This is a genomic window from Rhodococcus sp. 05-2254-6 (genome assembly GCF_002258565.1).
In the GTDB taxonomy this organism is placed as follows: Bacteria; Actinomycetota; Actinomycetes; order Mycobacteriales; family Mycobacteriaceae; genus Rhodococcoides.
In genome coordinates this window covers 66,619-83,084 of sequence record NZ_NOZF01000054.1, presented here as the reverse complement: position 1 = coordinate 83,084, position 16,466 = coordinate 66,619, and the positions used below count along the sequence as shown (strand labels likewise).

13 protein-coding genes are annotated in these 16,466 nt (G+C 64.2%); 6 read left to right on the top strand and 7 right to left on the bottom strand.

Annotated elements, in window-relative coordinates; genetic code table 11:
- Window positions 1-4: 4 nt before the first annotated feature.
- Window positions 5-526, bottom strand: a complete 522-nt coding sequence (locus tag CH256_RS06955) for a VOC family protein (RefSeq protein WP_068051551.1) — start codon at window positions 524-526, stop codon at window positions 5-7.
- A gap of 239 nt (window positions 527-765) precedes the next feature.
- Between CH256_RS06955 and CH256_RS06950 the strand changes: the two genes are divergently transcribed.
- The 5 genes from CH256_RS06950 to CH256_RS06930 are packed head-to-tail and all read left to right on the top strand — an operon-like array spanning window position 766 to window position 6,395.
- Window positions 766-2,310, top strand: coding sequence for a sugar ABC transporter ATP-binding protein (locus tag CH256_RS06950; protein WP_094669177.1), 1,545 nt, complete (start codon window positions 766-768; stop codon window positions 2,308-2,310).
- Between the two features lie 10 nt (window positions 2,311-2,320).
- Window positions 2,321-3,349: an ABC transporter permease gene (locus CH256_RS06945; protein WP_094669176.1), complete on the top strand. Its 1,029-nt coding sequence runs from the start codon at window positions 2,321-2,323 to the stop codon at window positions 3,347-3,349.
- 22 nt (window positions 3,350-3,371) lie between these two features.
- Complete coding sequence (locus tag CH256_RS06940) at window positions 3,372-4,499, top strand: sugar ABC transporter substrate-binding protein (protein WP_094669175.1); 1,128 nt, start codon at window positions 3,372-3,374, stop codon at window positions 4,497-4,499.
- The gene (locus CH256_RS06935; RefSeq protein ID WP_256989391.1) at window positions 4,496-5,323 is read left to right on the top strand and encodes a sugar phosphate isomerase/epimerase family protein; all 828 of its coding nucleotides are present in this window, start codon (window positions 4,496-4,498) and stop codon (window positions 5,321-5,323) included. Before CH256_RS06940 ends, CH256_RS06935 begins: the two co-directional genes overlap by 4 nt.
- Window positions 5,324-5,348: 25 nt before the next feature.
- On the top strand, window positions 5,349-6,395 hold the full coding sequence (locus tag CH256_RS06930; protein WP_094639102.1) for a zinc-dependent alcohol dehydrogenase: 1,047 nt from the start codon (window positions 5,349-5,351) through the stop codon (window positions 6,393-6,395).
- Between the two features lie 9 nt (window positions 6,396-6,404).
- Here CH256_RS06930 and CH256_RS06925 read toward each other — a convergent pair whose 3' ends face one another.
- Genes CH256_RS06925 through CH256_RS06915 form a run of 3 tightly spaced genes read right to left on the bottom strand, consistent with a single transcriptional unit; the run spans window position 6,405 to window position 9,837 of the window.
- The gene (locus tag CH256_RS06925) at window positions 6,405-7,166 is read right to left on the bottom strand and encodes an SDR family NAD(P)-dependent oxidoreductase (protein WP_231893955.1); all 762 of its coding nucleotides are present in this window, start codon (window positions 7,164-7,166) and stop codon (window positions 6,405-6,407) included.
- Window positions 7,163-8,101, bottom strand: coding sequence for a TIGR03619 family F420-dependent LLM class oxidoreductase (locus CH256_RS06920; protein ID WP_094639103.1), 939 nt, complete (start codon window positions 8,099-8,101; stop codon window positions 7,163-7,165). Before CH256_RS06920 ends, CH256_RS06925 begins: the two co-directional genes overlap by 4 nt.
- Window positions 8,098-9,837, bottom strand: a complete 1,740-nt coding sequence (locus CH256_RS06915; RefSeq protein WP_094669174.1) for a PEP-utilizing enzyme — start codon at window positions 9,835-9,837, stop codon at window positions 8,098-8,100. The genes CH256_RS06920 and CH256_RS06915 overlap by 4 nt, the downstream gene beginning before the upstream one ends.
- A gap of 211 nt (window positions 9,838-10,048) precedes the next feature.
- Between CH256_RS06915 and CH256_RS06910 the strand changes: the two genes are divergently transcribed.
- On the top strand, window positions 10,049-13,435 hold the full coding sequence (locus CH256_RS06910; protein WP_094669173.1) for a pyruvate carboxylase: 3,387 nt from the start codon (window positions 10,049-10,051) through the stop codon (window positions 13,433-13,435).
- Window positions 13,436-13,440: 5 nt separating this feature from the next.
- On the opposite strand, the gene CH256_RS06905 is transcribed toward CH256_RS06910, so the two are convergent.
- From CH256_RS06905 to CH256_RS06895, 3 genes are read right to left on the bottom strand one after another with little or no spacing between them, the layout of a single operon-like run.
- On the bottom strand, window positions 13,441-14,502 hold the full coding sequence (locus CH256_RS06905) for an acyl-CoA dehydrogenase family protein (RefSeq protein ID WP_094669172.1): 1,062 nt from the start codon (window positions 14,500-14,502) through the stop codon (window positions 13,441-13,443).
- Window positions 14,499-15,713 (bottom strand): acyl-CoA dehydrogenase family protein, encoded by a 1,215-nt coding sequence (locus CH256_RS06900; RefSeq protein ID WP_094669171.1) that lies wholly within the window; start codon window positions 15,711-15,713, stop codon window positions 14,499-14,501. Before CH256_RS06900 ends, CH256_RS06905 begins: the two co-directional genes overlap by 4 nt.
- On the bottom strand, window positions 15,710-16,456 hold the full coding sequence (locus tag CH256_RS06895) for an enoyl-CoA hydratase-related protein (RefSeq protein ID WP_256989390.1): 747 nt from the start codon (window positions 16,454-16,456) through the stop codon (window positions 15,710-15,712). The genes CH256_RS06900 and CH256_RS06895 overlap by 4 nt, the downstream gene beginning before the upstream one ends.
- Window positions 16,457-16,466: the final 10 nt, after the last annotated feature.

Below are 16,466 nucleotides of genomic sequence, written 5' to 3'. Positions count from 1 at the left end.
CGCGTCAGAGGCGGCGAACGGGATCGGTTCCGTCCCAGTTCGTCGCGGCGTCGGCAACACGCCGGTACAGCTCGAGAATGCTCGGCCGTGGCTCGTAGATCTCCAGGAGATGTCCGAGCTGCGGCCGCGCATCGTGGAACGCGAAGTTGTTGCCGTGCGGGGTGGACGCCGACAGTAGGGCCGGCCAACCACGCTCGGTGAGTTGCCGTTGGTGCTCGGCGAACGACGCGACCATGATCGCAACGTGGTGCACACACCCGCGTGCTCGCGTGGTCTCGGCGAATTCCGGCGGTTCGGCCGAGTGCGTGTGCACCAATTCGATCTGCATGCGGCCCCATTGCCCGTAGGCCGATGAGTGGTCGAAAGCCCCCGTTCTGCCGTCGGGGCCGTCGGCGGCCGTGATGACGTTTCTACGCACGAAGAACGGGCCTGCCCCGGTACGGACCGAAAAGTCGGCGGCCGCCTCGTGAATGTCGTCGACCATGTACGCGATCTGAACCACACTGCCCAACTCGAACTCGCTCATCCCTGATGCCTCGATTTCCACTGTCGATATTGATGCAGCTAACTGATGAACGACTGCAGATATGCAGAGTCGGCGTTCGGTCACCGTAGGTACTGCTGTTCCGGCAGGTTCCATGATTCCTGCACTGAGGCAAACAATGTCGAGTTTCGCAGATTGCTGGACTTATCCCTGTACATAGTTGAGTATGACGTGGGTAACAAAAGCGAGACTCAAGTAACTCAAGTCACAGGCGGGCTTCCATGACCGATGCACTGAGCATCACCAGTCTTTCCAAGACCTTCGGCGGGCATCGCGCGCTCGCCGGCGTGGACTTGCAGTTGGCCCCGGGGGAGATTCGAGGGCTGGTCGGCCAGAACGGGTGCGGCAAGTCGACGCTCATCAAAGTGCTTGCCGGATATCACGACCCGGACGACGGTGCCCGAATATCGGTCGATGGTCACGAGCTGGCCCTCGGTGTCCCCGGCAGCGGTGAAGCTGCCGGCCTGCGATTCGTCCACCAGGAACTCGGGTTGGTCGAAACCCTCGATGTCGTCGACAATCTGGCACTCGGCCACGGCTACCTGACCACCGCGGTCGGAACGATCGACTTCCGTGCCGAGCGATCCCGGGCCGAAGCCGCCCTCGCCGAATTGGGAGTCGAGCTGGAACTGGGGAAGCTCGCCGGGGCGCTCAGTATGAGCGAACGCACCATGCTCGCGATCGCCCGTGCGGTTCAGGACAGGTCGGGTCGAGCCGCAGTACTGGTTCTCGACGAACCGACGGCCAATCTTCCCGCAGCAGAGTCCGTTCGGCTGTTCGAGCTGGTGCGCAGAATCAGGGATCGCGGTGTCGCAGTCCTGTTCGTCTCGCATCATCTGAACGAGGTCTTCTCGCTGTGCGACAGCGTCACCGTGATGCGGGACGGCGCAATCGTGACCACACGACCACTCGACGGTCTCGACGAATCAGGCCTGGTCGAGTTGATGATCGGACGCCGTATCGACGACTTCCTGGCCGAACCGGAGGAGACCTCGGACCCCGAGGGGCAGCCCGTGCTCGAGGTGTCCGAGTTGAACTGCGGAGCGGTGGAGAACTTCGGGTTCGCGATCAGGTCCGGTGAGGTCCTCGGTATCGCCGGGATCACCGGGTCCGGTCGGGAGCAGATCGTGCCTGCACTCTTCGGTGCCGAGTCTCGACGCGGCACCGTAATCGTCGACGGTGTGGTCGTGGAACAGGGCCGCCCTGACCTTGCCATGTCGGCGGGCATCGGATGCGTACCTGCCGAACGGCTTTCGAATGCTGCCTTTGCTACCGCCTCCCTTCGCGAGAACGTCTCGGTCGCTGACCCGTGGGGGTTCTCCACAGGCGGGATCGTGCGAGTGAAACGGGAGAAGTCCGATGTGGCCACGTGGCTCGAGCGACTCGGCGTGCGCCCCGCCGGTGACACCGAGCGCCATCTCGGCACCCTCAGCGGGGGCAACCAGCAGAAGGTCGTACTGGCCAGGTGGCTTCGACGCAGTCCTCGCGTGTTGCTGCTGGACGAACCGACTCAGGGTGTCGACATCGGTGCTCAGGCCGATATCCATGCACTCGTGGACAAGGCCGCTCAGGACGGTGCCGCCGTGCTCGTGGTGTCCACCGACCACGGGGAACTGACGCGCCTGTGCGACCGGGTGATCGTCCTCTCGGTCGGCCGGGTGGTCGACGAATTCTCCCGCCCCCGCATCGACCCGGATCGACTGACGGCCTCGACTCTGAAGAAACCTGTGTCCGCCGCAGCGCGGTCCGGCGCAGAAGATCGGTGAAAGGATCACCATGACAACACAATCCCACGAAGGCACCGCAGCGTCGCCGCACACTCCGCCGCCGGGCGCCGAGGGTGGTGCGGCGGGGCGCACGTCGAGACGACGGCCGAATCTCGGACTCGATCGCTTCAGCGGTCTCTATGTGTGGATCGCCGTCATCGCGCTCTTCGCGCTCTGGATTCCGGACACCTTCATGACCCAGGGCAACTTTCGCATCATCGCGGGCGACCAGGCCATCACTGCCATGCTGGCCATCGGGTTGATCGTGCCGCTCGCCGCCGGAGTGTTCGATCTGTCCATCGCCGGCATCATGGGGTTCTCGGTCGCGATGGTGTCCTACCAGCTCTCGCAGGGCATCGGCACACCCATCGCGGTCGTCACCACGGTGCTGTGCGGAGCGTTGATCGGGGCCGTCAACGGTTTTGTCGTGGTCAAGCTCAAGGTCGATTCCTTCATTGCCACTCTGGGAATGTCGAGCATCCTGCTGGCGGGGACCTACTGGGTCACCGACGGAAAGCAGATCACCGAGGGATTCACCGATGGCTTCCTCGACCTGGGGAGCAAGCCGTTTCTCGGCCTGCCGTTGCCGTTCTTCTACATGATCGGCGTCGCTGCCGTGATGTACGTCGTACTCGAGAAGACCCCGTTGGGTCGCTACTTCTACGCCACCGGTGGTAACCGTCAGGCCGCACGGCTCGCCGGGCTACGAGTCGAGCGAATCATGTTCGGCGCGTTGATGACCTCGGCCACCATCGCGGCCTTCACCGGAGTTGTCCTCGCGGCCAAGCTCGGCACCGCCGCACCCGACATCGGCCCGTCGTACCTGCTTCCCGCGTTCTCGGCCGTATTCCTCGGCTCGACTCAGATACGCGCAGGTCGGGTCAACGTCCTGGGCACACTGATCGCCATCTATCTGCTTGCCACCGGTGTGAAGGGGCTGCAGTTGGCCGGCGCACCCAGTTTCGTCAACGACCTGTTCAACGGACTGGCCCTCATCGTCGCCGTGGCTCTCGCGGCCCGAACTGCCCGCCGTACCTAGACCTACCCCGAAAGGCGATCACATGAAATCGACCAACTGGACGAAGGCTTTCGTTGCCCTCGTGTCCGCAAGCTTGTTGGTGTCCGCATGCAGCAGCTCGGACGAGACGACGGCGACCGGAGAAGCTGCCGACGTCGCCGGCGCGCAGGCCGTCGCCGATCAGTACGAGGCCCCGCCGGCCGATCTGGTTCTGACGACGCCGTTGAGCAGAGCTCCGGACAGCGGCAAGTACGTCATCAGTATCGAGACCCCGCAACCGATCTCGAGCGCGAAGAACGATGCCATCCAGCAGGCGGCGGACGTCCTCGGGTGGCGCTATCAGCGAGTATTGATGGGCACCGACGCCGAAGCGGCACCCAAGGCGATGGACCAGGCAATCGCGCTGCGGCCGGACGCGATCCACATCTCTGGTACCCCGCTCACGATGCTCACCCGGCAGATCGAATCTGCCGATGCCGCGGGCATTCCCGTTATCGCGGACAGTATCGCGGGCCCTCCCGTCGCCGGTGTCATCTCCACCGCCTTGGACGGCGACGCTCAGGTCGAGGAGTGGGGAAAGATGGTCGCTAGTCAGGTCGTCGCAGACAGCGATGGGCAGGCGAATGTCGCAATCTTCTCGATCACCGACTACTCGATCCTCAACGTCTTCACCGACGCATTCACAGCTCAGTTGGAAGCCCAGTGCCCGGACTGCACCACCCAACTCGTGAATCAGCAGGTCACCGATCTCGGCACCAAGACTCCGCAGAGCGTCGTCAGTACACTCCAGCGGGACCCGACCATCAACTACGCGGTCTTCTCCTTCGGCGATCTCGTGTTGGGTGTCGATGCGGCGCTGCGTGGTGCGAGCCTGACCGATCAGGTGACTTTCGCCGGTCAGACGCCAACACCGGACAACCTCGAGTCGCTGAAGGGTGGCGACAACAGTGTGTGGGTCGGCTTCCCGGTGCAGATTCTGGGGTGGCGCGTCATCGACACTCTGGCGCGGCATTTCAACGGCGACGACCTCGCAGCGGCCGACGCCTCGTTCCTCCCCACGCAATTGCTCAACAGTGACAACATCGGGTCGGCAGTCCTCGACGAGGACACCGGGTACTACGTCGGTGTCGCGGATTACCAGGGTGAATTCGAGACACTCTGGCAGAAGTGACGCCTCGGGTTCTGTCCCTGTCGCATCTGTCGGCGCTGCACCTATCACCCCCGGAGTTGATCGACTGCGCTGCGTCGGGTGGCTTCGACGCGGTGGGTATCCGGGTGGCGCAGGGCGAACGGGACAGGGGATTCCTTCTCCCGGCGGGATCGGCGCTGCTGCGGGATACAGCATCTGCGTTGGCGCACAACGGGATACGAGTTCTCGATGTCGAGGTGGTCAAGCTGCATCCCGGAAGCTCCGAGGGCGATTGGTCGGCGATTGTCGAGGCAGGTGCCGAACTCGGGGCGAAGCATCTGCTCGTGACGGTGCTCGATGACGATCGCAGTCGAGCAATCGACAACTTCGACCTCCTGTCGGAGTTGTCCGGGGCGTACGGCCTACGGTGTTGTCTCGAGCCGATGATTTTCTCGTCTGTTCGGGACTTCACTGCCGCTGCTGCATTCGTCGCCGAAGCTCGGGGGAGCGATTCCGGCGTCCTCGTCGACGCCCTGCATTGGATCCGGGCGGGATCGGAGCTGGCCGATCTCGACGCCGTCGACGAGAACTCGTTGCCGTACTGGCAGATCTGTGATGCAGCGTCGGCGGAGCCCTCGGACGACCTGAATGCTGCGATCACCGAGGCTCGAACCGACAGGCTCCCACCGGGACTGGGTGCATTCCCACTGGCCGATCTCGTGCACGCACTCCCATCGACGGCTGCGGTGAGCGTGGAGGTCCCGTCCGCCCGTAGCGCGGCCGACACGCGGGCGTGGATTGCAGAACTGGGTCGAGCGACGCGAAAGGTGCTCGACGACGCGGAAAGTGACAAACTGGAGACATGACCAACAAACTGCATTGCATACTGTCATGACCGGCACCGTCGAGCGCAAGTACGTCCACGTCGTCGCACCCGGAACCGCGGAGACGACGATCGAAGCCGCATCGCCGCCTGCCCCCGACGCTGTTGTCGTCGACATCCGCTACTGCGGTATCTGTGCGACCGACACACACGGATACTCGTCCGCTGCTCTGCCACCGGCCGTGTTCGGACATGAATGGACAGGCACGATCAGCGCCGTCGGTGAGAACGTGACCACCCTGCGGGTGGGTCAACGCGTGGTGGCCGGTGTCGGGCCTGCGTGCGGTGTGTGTGCCCAATGCCGGGCAGGTCACGCCGCTCACTGCGACCTGGCCTTTGCAGAAGCCAACGGCATCACCGACGACGCACCCGTGCACGGCGGGTTTGCCACCACCCTCACGGTGTCGGCTCGCCGAGCGATTCCGGTGCTCGACGCATTGTCCGACGAGGAGGCCGCGTTGATGGAGCCGGCGACCGTGACGTTCCATGCCGTCAAACGTGCCGCGATCACGCTGGGGTCCACGGTGGTCGTTCAGGGTGCGGGTCCTATCGGTCTACTGACCGCGCAACACGCACGTACCGCCGGAGCAGGCCGCATTCTCGTCAGCGAGCCGTCGGCCGCACGTCGAGCGGCAGCAACGGATCTGGGCTTCGCAGACGTGGTGGAACCGGCGGATCTCGCAGCGCTGCTCGGTGAGGTCACCGGTGGTCTCGGCGCGGATGTCCTGTTCGAGTGCACCGGAGTCGCCGCGTTGATGCAGCCCTCCGCCGAGCTCGTCAGACGCGGCGGGACCCTGGCGTTGCTCGGGTATCCGGGCACCGATTCCTCGGTCAGCTACGGCGATTGGCAGTCGCGGGAGCTCACGGTGATCGGCTCGCTGGCGTACTCGCACGAGGACTTCATCGGTGCGATGACGCTGGTTGCCGAAGGTCGAATCGACCTGAAGTCCTTGCACACAGGCACGATCGGGCTCGGTGAATTGGTCGGGATGTTCGCCGAACTCGATTCCGGGACGAGTCGGCACGCCAAGGTGCTGGTGGACCCGAGCCGTTGACGCGGTGGGTCAGGCGGGAGCCGGCACCGGCACTGTCTGACCGCTCCCGCAGGTGGCCCCGCCGTCGACCGGAATCGCGACACCGGTGACGAACGACGCCAGCGGCGAGGCCAGGAATGCGATGACCTCGCCCACCTCCCGAGCGGTGCCCCAACGGTGTAGGGGGATCATCGTTTTGAGCGCTTCGTAGCGGTCGGGGGTGTTGTCCTCGATGCGTCGGGTCATGCCGGTGCTGATGGGCCCTGGGCAGACGGCGTTGACGCGGATTCGGTCGTTCGCCAGGTCGAGGGCGAAGGACCGCGCGAGGTTCACAGCGCCGGCTTTGGCCGCGGCGTACGGCCAGCGGTTCGGCTCGCCACCGAGCGCGGTTGCGGACGCGGTGATCACGATCGAACCGCGGCCTGTGCGCCGGAACGCGGGAATCGATTCGCGCACACCGAGTACGACGGCGCGAAGGTTGACCTCGATCGAGCGGTCGAAGACCTCCATGTCGAGGGTTTCGATGGATCCGGAAGCTGGAACACCGGCATTGAGCACCAGCGCGTCGAGGTGTCCGAACGAGGTCTCCGCGTGACGCACCGCTGCGCGGTTGTCGTCCTGTCGGGTGACGTCGCCGACGAACGGCACCGCATTGTCGTTGCCGGACAACCAATCCAAGGATTCCGCGGTGGTGTCGAATGCAACGACCGAGCCGCCGTTTTCGAGGATGATCTCAGCGGTCGCACGGCCGATACCCGAACCTGCACCTGTGACCACAGCGACGGTGTTCACGATGCGCTCGCCGTCGACAGTTCCTCGACGTCGTCGAGCAGGACTGCCAACTGTGCCGGTGCGTCGACCCAATCGTTCGGCGAACGCATCGCGTCCCAGAAGTTGGGCTCGACGATCAGGTGTTCTGCGCCTGCCGCCAGGGCAGTGCGGATGTCGCCTCTTACCCCGTCGATGCCTTGGCCTCCGGATCCGACGGCGTCCGTCGGACGCTGCAGGTAGGAACGTAGGAACAATCGCACCGGGTGTGCACCTTCCGGACGCAGGCCGCGCATCGTCTCGAGTTGTTCGAGCAGAGCTTCCGGGCTGCCGCTACTGGGATTCCAGATGTCGAACAGTGCTGCGGTGCGCTTCAATCCGGTTGCCGAACGAAGACCAGAAAGCAGCGGTGGGTGTGGCTGTTGCACCGGTTTGGGGCGCACGATGGACCGGGGGATGGTGAAGAACTCGCCTTCGAATTCCACCGGGTCGGGTCCCCAACAGGCCTGCACGGCCCGCACCAATTCGCCCATCCGACGGCCACGGGTGCGCGGATCGACGTCCATCTGAGCATGTTCTTCATCGGACCAGCCGGCCCCGAGTCCTGCCACGAGTCGTCCGCCCGACAGCAGGTCCAGAGTCGACAAGCGTTGCGCCAATTCGACCGGACGATGGTAGCCGGCCACCAGAATGCTGCTGCCGATGGTGACAGTCCGAGTGCAGGCCGCGGTGAACGCCATCAGTTCGGTGGCACCGAGTACCGAGCGATACGCCGGATGCACACTGGTGGTGTGTCGCCCGCCGTAGATCGATTCGTTCTGCTCGGGATAGAACAGGTGCTCCTGAACCCACAGGCTCGAGAAGCCCAGTTCCTCGGCCGAGGTGGCGAAGGCGCGGACGGCCCCGGCATCGACGTGTTCGCCGAGCTGAGGAAGGGACAACCCGATTGCGAGACTCACAGTACGGTCACCGTTCCCGTGTTTCCGTCGACCTCGATCATTGCACCGTCGGGAATTCTCAGGGTGGCGTCCTGCACCGAGACCGCGCATGGGATGCCCAGTTCACGGCACACGATCGACGAGTGAGTGATGGTGGCACCGACGTTGACGACGACGCCGCCGGCAAACACGAAGAGCGGAGTCCAGGCCGGGTCCGTCTGCGGAGCGACGATGATGTCTCCCTCGGCGAGGTCACCGACCTCGTAGGGATCATGAAGGATGCGTGCTCGTCCACGACTGACCCCCGGTGCACCACCGACTCCGGTCATCGAATCGCCGGGAGCTGCGACCTGCGCCTTGTTCTCGGTCCTTCTGGGCCACTGCGAGAGCGGGAGTGGCTCGAACAAGAAGAAGGGGGGCTCCAGGTCGAAGAGCGCGAGGTACTGCTCGCGCCGCTCCGCGATGGTGCTCTTGAAAGTTTCGGGATCGGCGACGAACGCGTCGAGTTCGTCGTCGAGCAACATGGTGACGTCGTGATGGTCGCCCATGATGCCGCGATCGACCATACGATGGCCCAATTCGTAGAGGGCCGTGCGCATCTCGCCCATGACCTTGACGCAGGCCGTCTTGGTCCGCTCCCGCCAGGGCATGAACTTGGTGATGGATTTGGCGGCGTCGAGGAAACTCTGACGAGTTGTGTCGTCGGGCATCTTGGCGGCGAGCTCCGCGGTGAGTGCGATGCGCTTGTTCTCGTTGCGCCCTCTGATGACCTCGGGGTCGGATTCGTCGGGACTCAGGCGCATGCCGTTGATGGCGAGCAAAGCGAGCACCGGCTTCGATTCCCAACTGTCGGAACGGATGTCCCACTCGTTCGGGGCGCGCGATCCGAACTTGTACAGAAAGTCGTCGAAGTCCTGGCGGAACTGCTTCGCATCGGGGGAGTCACTGGCGTTGACGGCCTCGAGGAGGGTGGCGAGACCGGAGTCGAACAGGGAGGTCAGTTCCGCGGACTTCGCCACCGACCGACCCATGTTCCACAGGGCGTACGACGGTTCTGCCGAGTCGACTCCGCCCAGCCCGCTGAGGAGGTCGCCGAGCTTGTCGGCCTCACCGATCGCATCGAGAAGGGCTCCGGCTACGGCCGGCCCCATGGTCGAGAGTGTGGTGGTCACGGGGTGGTAGGCGTAGCAGAAAACGAGGTCCGGAACGAAGGATCGCGCGTGGTCGACCAGTTCGCGATCAGTCAGTGCAGCAATGTCGGGGCGCGCGGCGCGGGCGTCGTCCGCGCGACGCTTCGCCTCCTCTGCCTCGGGAAAGGTGTCGGTGGTCAGTGCCCACGCGGTCTTGTCGGCCAATCCTGCAGTGAGTCGGTCGTTCTGGTGCCAGGGCTGTTCGACGTATTCCGGGATGTCGGGGTGATCGCCGACCCACAGGCTGTTCCAGACCGGAACGGTCAAGCCCGGCAGGCGGGCTCCGTTCAGCTCGGTCATCGAGAAGTTGGTGTAGTGGTAGCCGCCGAAGTTGCCGATGATCTGTGGCATGGTCTCGTCGATCTCGGAGGCCAGGTGAGTGCCGAGGTGTTCCACATATCCTTCGCGCCAGCCGATGTTGAGGCCCTTGTTCCAGACAAGGGTCACATTCAGGGGACTCGACGGGTCGGGAAGTACTTCCCCGGCGTTGGCTCGGGTGTACACCGGGTACCGCTCGCTGAACTCCCAGTCGGTGATCCAGCTGTCGCGATCGTTCTCGACGCTCACTGAGTGCTCCTCTGCCGTTGATGCCGGACTGTATTTCAAGTCACACTATAGAAACTGTGGAGCAAAAGAAACATGTACAGAGATATTTTCCGGCAAGTCGTACGCATGTGACGACGGCGAAAATCTCCACAGTAACTTTATATGAAGTGTAGTAATGGTCACTGTCTTGTGCGAGACTCGGATCACATCCCTGGTCTTGGAGAGGAACTCCATGTTCGAAAAAGTCCTCGTCGCCAATCGCGGAGAGATTGCTGTCCGTGCTTTCCGTGCCGCCGTCGAACTCGGCGCCTCGACGGTTGCGGTCTATCCTTTCGAGGATCGAAACTCCGCTCATCGCGCCAAGGCCTTCGAGGCGTACCAGATCGGTGACCCGGGAAACCCGGTCGGCGCTTACCTTTCGGTCGACGCTGTCATGGCTGCGGTACGTGAGTCGGGAGCCGACGCGGTGTATCCCGGATACGGATTCCTTTCGGAGAACCCGGCATTGGCAACGGCGTGCAAGGATGCCGGCATCACCTTCGTCGGTCCATCGGTCGAGGTCCTCGAGCTCACCGGTGACAAGTCCCGGGCGATCGCCGCAGCGAAAGCGGCCGGGTTGCCGGTCTTGGCTTCGTCGCCTCCGTCCGACGAGCCGGACGTGCTGATCGACGCGGCCCGGGCCATGACTTTCCCCCTGTTCGTCAAAGCGGTCGCCGGTGGCGGTGGACGTGGAATGCGCAGAGTGCCTGCGCCGGAGCAACTCCGAGACGCGATCGAGGCAGCCTCGCGTGAAGCGAAAGCCGCATTCGGTGACGGGACCGTGTTCCTCGAACAGGCGGTCATCGATCCCCGGCATATCGAGGTGCAAATCCTCGGCGATTCGAGTGGGGAAATCATCCATCTGTTCGAGCGGGACTGCTCACTGCAGCGACGTCACCAGAAGGTCGTCGAAGTGGCGCCCGCACCCGGTCTCGATCCCGAACTCCGGCAACAGATGTGTGCCGATGCGGTGGCCTTCGCTCGACACATCGGCTACACCTGCGCCGGCACTGTCGAGTTTCTGCTCGATCCGCACGGAAACTACGTCTTCATCGAGATGAATCCCAGAATCCAGGTGGAGCACACCGTCACCGAGGAGATCACCGACGTGGACCTGGTGACGTCGCAACTGCGGATCGCATTCGGAGACACCCTGGCCGATCTGGGTCTGAGCCAGGACGACATAGAAATCCGGGGGTCGGCGATTCAATGCCGGATCACCACGGAGGATCCAACCGACGGATTCCGTCCCGACACCGGTGAGATCACCGCCTACCGCACACCGGGAGGATCGGGTGTGCGATTGGACGGCAGCGTCGGAGTCGGATCGGAGATCAGCCCTCACTTCGACTCGATGCTCGTCAAGATCATCTGCAGAGCAGCAGATTTCGCGACGGCCTGTGCTCGCTCCCGGCGCGCGGTCACCGAGTTCCGGGTGCGAGGAGTCGCGACCAACATTTCGTTTCTGCAAGCGGTCCTGGAAGATCCGGACTTTCTCGCATGGAACGTCGACACGAACTTCATCGAGGGCCATCCACTTCTGTTGACGCAGAACGTCTCTGCAGACCGCGGCTCTCGTATTCTTCGGTATCTCGCAGACGTGACCGTCAACTGCCCGCACGGGGAACGTCCGTCGCCGGTGTACCCCGTCGACAAGCTTCCTCCCATCGACGCTCACACAGCCCCGCCTGCAGGCTCCCGCGATCGGCTCCGTGCACTCGGCCCGGCCGGCTTCGCAGCCGATCTTCGCTCGGCCTCCGCTCTTGCAGTGACCGATACGACGTTTCGGGACGCTCATCAATCGCTGCTGGCCACGCGGATACGCACCCGTGATCTGGTGGCCGTGGCACCCCACGTCGCGCGACTGACACCGCAGCTGTTGTCGGTGGAGGCGTGGGGTGGTGCAACGTACGATGTCGCGCTGCGCTTCCTGCACGAGAATCCGTGGGAACGGCTCGCGCTGTTGCGATCCGCGATGCCCAACATCTGTCTCCAGATGCTGCTGCGCGGCCGGAACACCGTGGGATACACGGCTTATCCGGACAGCGTGACGCATGCTTTCGTGGCGGAGGCGGCCGAGACCGGTATCGACATCTTCCGAATCTTCGATGCTCTGAACAATGTCGATCAGATGAGGCCCGCGATCGATGCGGTGCGTGACACCGGTGTCGCGGTGGCGGAGGTGGCAATGTCCTACACCGGTGACCTGGCCGATCCGGGCGAGAGCCTCTACACCCTCGACTACTATCTCCGGTTGGCCGAGGAGATCGTCGAGGCGGGAGCTCATGTTCTGGCCGTCAAGGACATGGCCGGCCTGCTGCGTCCGGCTGCGGCAGCCACCTTGGTCACCGCCTTGCGGTCACGGTTCGACCTCCCCGTGCACCTGCACACCCACGACACACCGGGCGGCCAGTTGGCTACCTATTACGCCGCGTGGCAAGCGGGAGTAGACGCTGTGGACGGCGCAAGCGCGGCGCTCGCCGGCACGACGAGCCAGCCGGCACTGTCGGCCATCGTGGCCGCAACCGAACACACCGATCGCGCAACCGGCCTCGATCTCGGCTCGGTATGCGACCTCGAACCGTACTGGGCTGCAGTGCGATCGGCGTATGCGCCCTTCGAATCCGGACTGCGGGCACCGACGGGACGGGTGTATACGCACGAGATCCCGGGTGGCCAACTCTCCAATCTCAGGCAGCAGGCGGCCGCATTGGGACTTGCGGAGCGCTTCGAGGACATCGAGGAGGCGTATTCAGGTGCAGACCGCATTCTGGGGCGGATCACCAAGGTCACACCGTCCTCGAAGGTCGTGGGGGACCTGGCGATGGCTCTGGTCGGTGCAGATGCCACCGCAGCGGAATTCGCTGCCGACCCGTCGAGCTACGACATTCCAGGATCGGTCGTCGACTTCTTCCGTGGTGATCTCGGCACGCCGGCCGGAGGTTGGCCCGAACCGCTGCGGAGTCGGGCGCTGAAGGGGAGGGCAGAGGCCTCCCCGCAGGTTTCGGTCGGTGCCGCGGATCGAGCGGCTCTGGCAACGTCGGGACGCGAGCGGCAAGAGACGTTGAACAGGTTGCTGTTCCCGGGGCCAGCTGCTGAGTTCGAGCGACACCGCGACAGCTACGGCGATACGTCGCAGCTGTCGACCAATCAGTATTTCTACGGGTTGCGACAGGGCGAAGAACATCGAGTCGTGCTCGAACCGGGGGTGGAATTGCTCATCGGATTGGAGGCGATCTCCGATCCCGACCCCTCGGGAAGTCGAAATGTGTTGTGCGTCCTCAACGGTCAACTGCGGCCGGTGCGTGTGCGTGATCGGAGCATCGAGAGCGCCTCACGGTCCGCCCAGAAGGCAGACCGCACCGATCCTGCTCATCTGTCCGCACCTTTCAGCGGCGTGGTGACGCTGTCGGTGAAAGAGGGTGACACCGTGGACAAGGGGGAGTCGGTCGGATCCATCGAAGCGATGAAGATGGAAGCGACGATCACCGCGACCACCGCAGGCGTTGTCACCCGAGTGCTGATCGGCGGCGGGGCACCGGTCGAGGGCGGTGACCTGTTGTTGGTGGTAGGGGCCTAGGGCCCTCAGGGACCCTGCACGAGGGCGGCCGCAACGGCCTCCACGTGCAGGGTGGTGCTTCCGAACAGGAGCTCGCTGGTCTTGGCCCGACGAAAGTACCTGTGCAATGGGTGTTCCCACGTGAAGCCGATGCCCCCGTGGATCTGGATTGACTCCTCGGCGGCGAACGTAGCGGCCCGCGAAGCGAGCACTCGCGCGGTGGCCGCAGCGACGGAGAACTCCGGGCCGCGTCGCGTGTCGGCTCCCGCGGCGTCGAGCACAGCGGCCTCGGCCAGTTCGATCGCGATCGACATGTCGGTCAGACGATGCTTGATCGCTTGGAACGACCCGATGGCCCGGCCGAATTGTCGCCGGGTCTTCGCATAGTCCACCGACATCTCCAGGCAGGCCCGCGCCGCGCCCACTTGCTCGGCGGCAAGTGCCGTGATCGCCACTGCTTGCGCTGTGTCGAGACCGGCCGACATGTCTGCGCCGGTGATTCGGTGCGCGAGGGCACCGGAGAATTCGACGCGAGCAAGCCCTCGGGTGAAATCCAATGTTTCTCGGCGAGTTCGGATAACTCCCTCTGCGTGTGCGTCGATCGCAGCGAGGTGAGGTCCGTCCGATCCGTTCGCGACCACGAGCAACACATCGGCATCGGAGCCGTCGACGACGGACTCCTGGGCACCGTCGAGAACGACGGTGTCGGAATCCTGTACGCGCGCGGTGACGAGCGACGTGCCGAAGGGGAATCCCGTCACGAGCGCTGCAGTGGCGGAGCCATCGGCGATCGGCGGGAGGTACTGCGCGCAGGCAGCATCGGAACCGGCATGCAGCAGAGTGAGCCCGGCCAAGATCACCGACGAGAAGTACGGAGCACTTCCGAGAGATCGACCGAGTTCGGACATCACGACAACAGTGTCCTTCAGCGTGGAGCCCGCACCGCCGACGTGTTCGGGGAACGGAATCTCGGTCAAGCCCATCTCCAGAAGCGCAGGCCATACATCCCGTCCTGCGGCAGTTCTGGACAAGGACGCGCGCAGGCTACTGCCCAGGTCCTGCTGTTCTTCCGACAGTTCGAGTCTCATACGAGGCCTTCCCGTGGTTCACGCGGCAAGCCGAGTCCGCGTTCGCCGATGATGTTGCGCTGAATCTCGTCCGAGCCCCCGGCAATTCGGTAGCCGGGTGCGCCGAGAAGATGCTCGGTCCAGGCGAAGGTGTCGGGCACCCCGGTGTCGGCCAGGATGCTCGGCCCGAGGAACGACGCCGCGGCGTCGCCGATTCGCTTGAGGTTCTGAGTCCAGACCAGCTTGCCGATGGAACCCTCCACGCCCGGGACCGCCCCGGCCAACTCTCGCTCGGCGTACCGGGCTACCAGCAACGCCGCGGCTCGCTCGTAGATCGCCGCGTCGGCGAGCTGCTGGCGAACCAGTGGGTCGTCGGTTATGCCCAAAGTCTTTGCCAGCCGGACCAAGTCGGCACTGTTCCCCCCGGCGCTGACAATTCCTGCGCTCGAACTTCGCTCGAAGCCGAGCGTCGTGAGCGCGACAGTCCAGCCGTCCCCCTCGGCTCCGAGGCGCAGCGAGTCCGGCAATTCGACATCGGAGAAAAACACTTCGTTGAAGGTCGAGCCACCGGACATCTGGCGGATCGGCCTGATATCGACACCCGGGGTGTGCATCGGCACCATGAATGCCGTCATACCGCGGTGTTTCGGGACTGTCGTATCGGTGCGGGCGATGAGTAGACCCCATTCCGAGAACTGGGCTCCCGAGCTCCACACTTTCTGGCCGTTCACCCGCCAGCCACCCTCGGTTTTCGTTGCCTTGGTGGACAATCCGGCGAGGTCGGAACCGGCTCCGGGCTCCGAGAACAGCTGACAACACAGTTGTTCGGCCCGCAGAAAGGACGTGACGAACTGCTGCTTCTGCTCGTCCGTGCCCAGGGCATGAATTGTCGGGGCCACCAGTTCGACAGTGACAAGGACGCTTTCGTGCCGGTCCGGCGCTGCGAAGTCTCGCTCGAGCCCGACGAACGCGCGCTCGTGGCTTGCGGTCAACCCCGGACCGCCCCATTCCGGAGCCCACGTGATGGCTCCGAAACCGGCGTCGACGCGCACCCCCTGCCAGCGTTTGGCTGCGTCGATGAGCTGCTGCTCCTCGACGTGGCTGCGATCGTGGAAGATCGCGTAATTCGAATCGGTCGATTCGTTGCTTCGCCGCGCCAGGTTTTCTTCGAGCCATGCCTCGGCCTTCTCGGTGAAGGCCCGAACGTCGATACCGCGATCATCCGGCGTCATGCCTTCTTGCCTCCTGCCATCTCGGCAATACGTGCCTCGACTGCAGACTTCGAGTCCGGGTGTTCGGACAGGCGCAGTGTGAACGTCTGTTCCAGCTCGTATCCGCGCTTGAGATCGAGGTCCTCGCAGCCGTTGAGCGACTTCTTCGCCAGGGTGAGTGCGTAGCGGCTCTTCGACGCAATGGATCGCGCACGTGTCATGGCCGTGGCCGGACAGTCGTCATGTGAGACGACCTCGATCGGTGCGCCCCACCTGCGCAGGGTTTCGGCGTCGACAGCTTCGGCGGTGAAGAACATCCGCCGCATGGCTTGCTGCGGCAGCATTCGGGCCGTGAACCGGCCGCCGCCGAGCACACCGACCCCCATTTCCGGCAGGCCGAAGGTCGCTCGCTCCGACGCGACCACCAGATCGCAGACCGAGGTCAATCCGAATCCGCTTCCGAGGCAGGGGCCGTTGACGGCCGCGATCACCGGGAGTGCGCAGTCCAGCACTCCGAAAATCGCTCGGCGCGCTTCCCGCATCTCGATCTCTCCGCCGATCGAATCCATGACCCGAAAGCTTCCGAGATCGTTTCCGGCGCAGAATATTCGGCCACGACCGGTCAGCACCACAGCGCGAATATCCTGGTTGTCCGACAGTGCCTCGAAGACCGTAGCGATCTCCCCGTACATCTGCGTGTCGATGGCGTTGACCTTGCCGCGGGCCAATTCGACCACTGCGATGCCGGGTTCCGGCTCGGTCACCGTGAGATGT

What these genes read in the sequence shown, in the direction of transcription:
- CH256_RS06955 (WP_068051551.1), bottom strand. Translation starts at nt 526, where the DNA reads ATGAGCGAGTTCGAGTTGGGCAGTGTGGTTCAGATCGCGTACATGGTC.
- CH256_RS06950 (WP_094669177.1), top strand. Translation starts at nt 766, where the DNA reads ATGACCGATGCACTGAGCATCACCAGTCTTTCCAAGACCTTCGGCGGG.
- CH256_RS06945 (WP_094669176.1), top strand. Translation starts at nt 2,321, where the DNA reads ATGACAACACAATCCCACGAAGGCACCGCAGCGTCGCCGCACACTCCG.
- CH256_RS06940 (WP_094669175.1), top strand. Translation starts at nt 3,372, where the DNA reads ATGAAATCGACCAACTGGACGAAGGCTTTCGTTGCCCTCGTGTCCGCA.
- CH256_RS06930 (WP_094639102.1), top strand. Translation starts at nt 5,349, where the DNA reads ATGACCGGCACCGTCGAGCGCAAGTACGTCCACGTCGTCGCACCCGGA.
- CH256_RS06910 (WP_094669173.1), top strand. Translation starts at nt 10,049, where the DNA reads ATGTTCGAAAAAGTCCTCGTCGCCAATCGCGGAGAGATTGCTGTCCGT.
- CH256_RS06905 (WP_094669172.1), bottom strand. Translation starts at nt 14,502, where the DNA reads ATGAGACTCGAACTGTCGGAAGAACAGCAGGACCTGGGCAGTAGCCTG.
- CH256_RS06900 (WP_094669171.1), bottom strand. Translation starts at nt 15,713, where the DNA reads ATGACGCCGGATGATCGCGGTATCGACGTTCGGGCCTTCACCGAGAAG.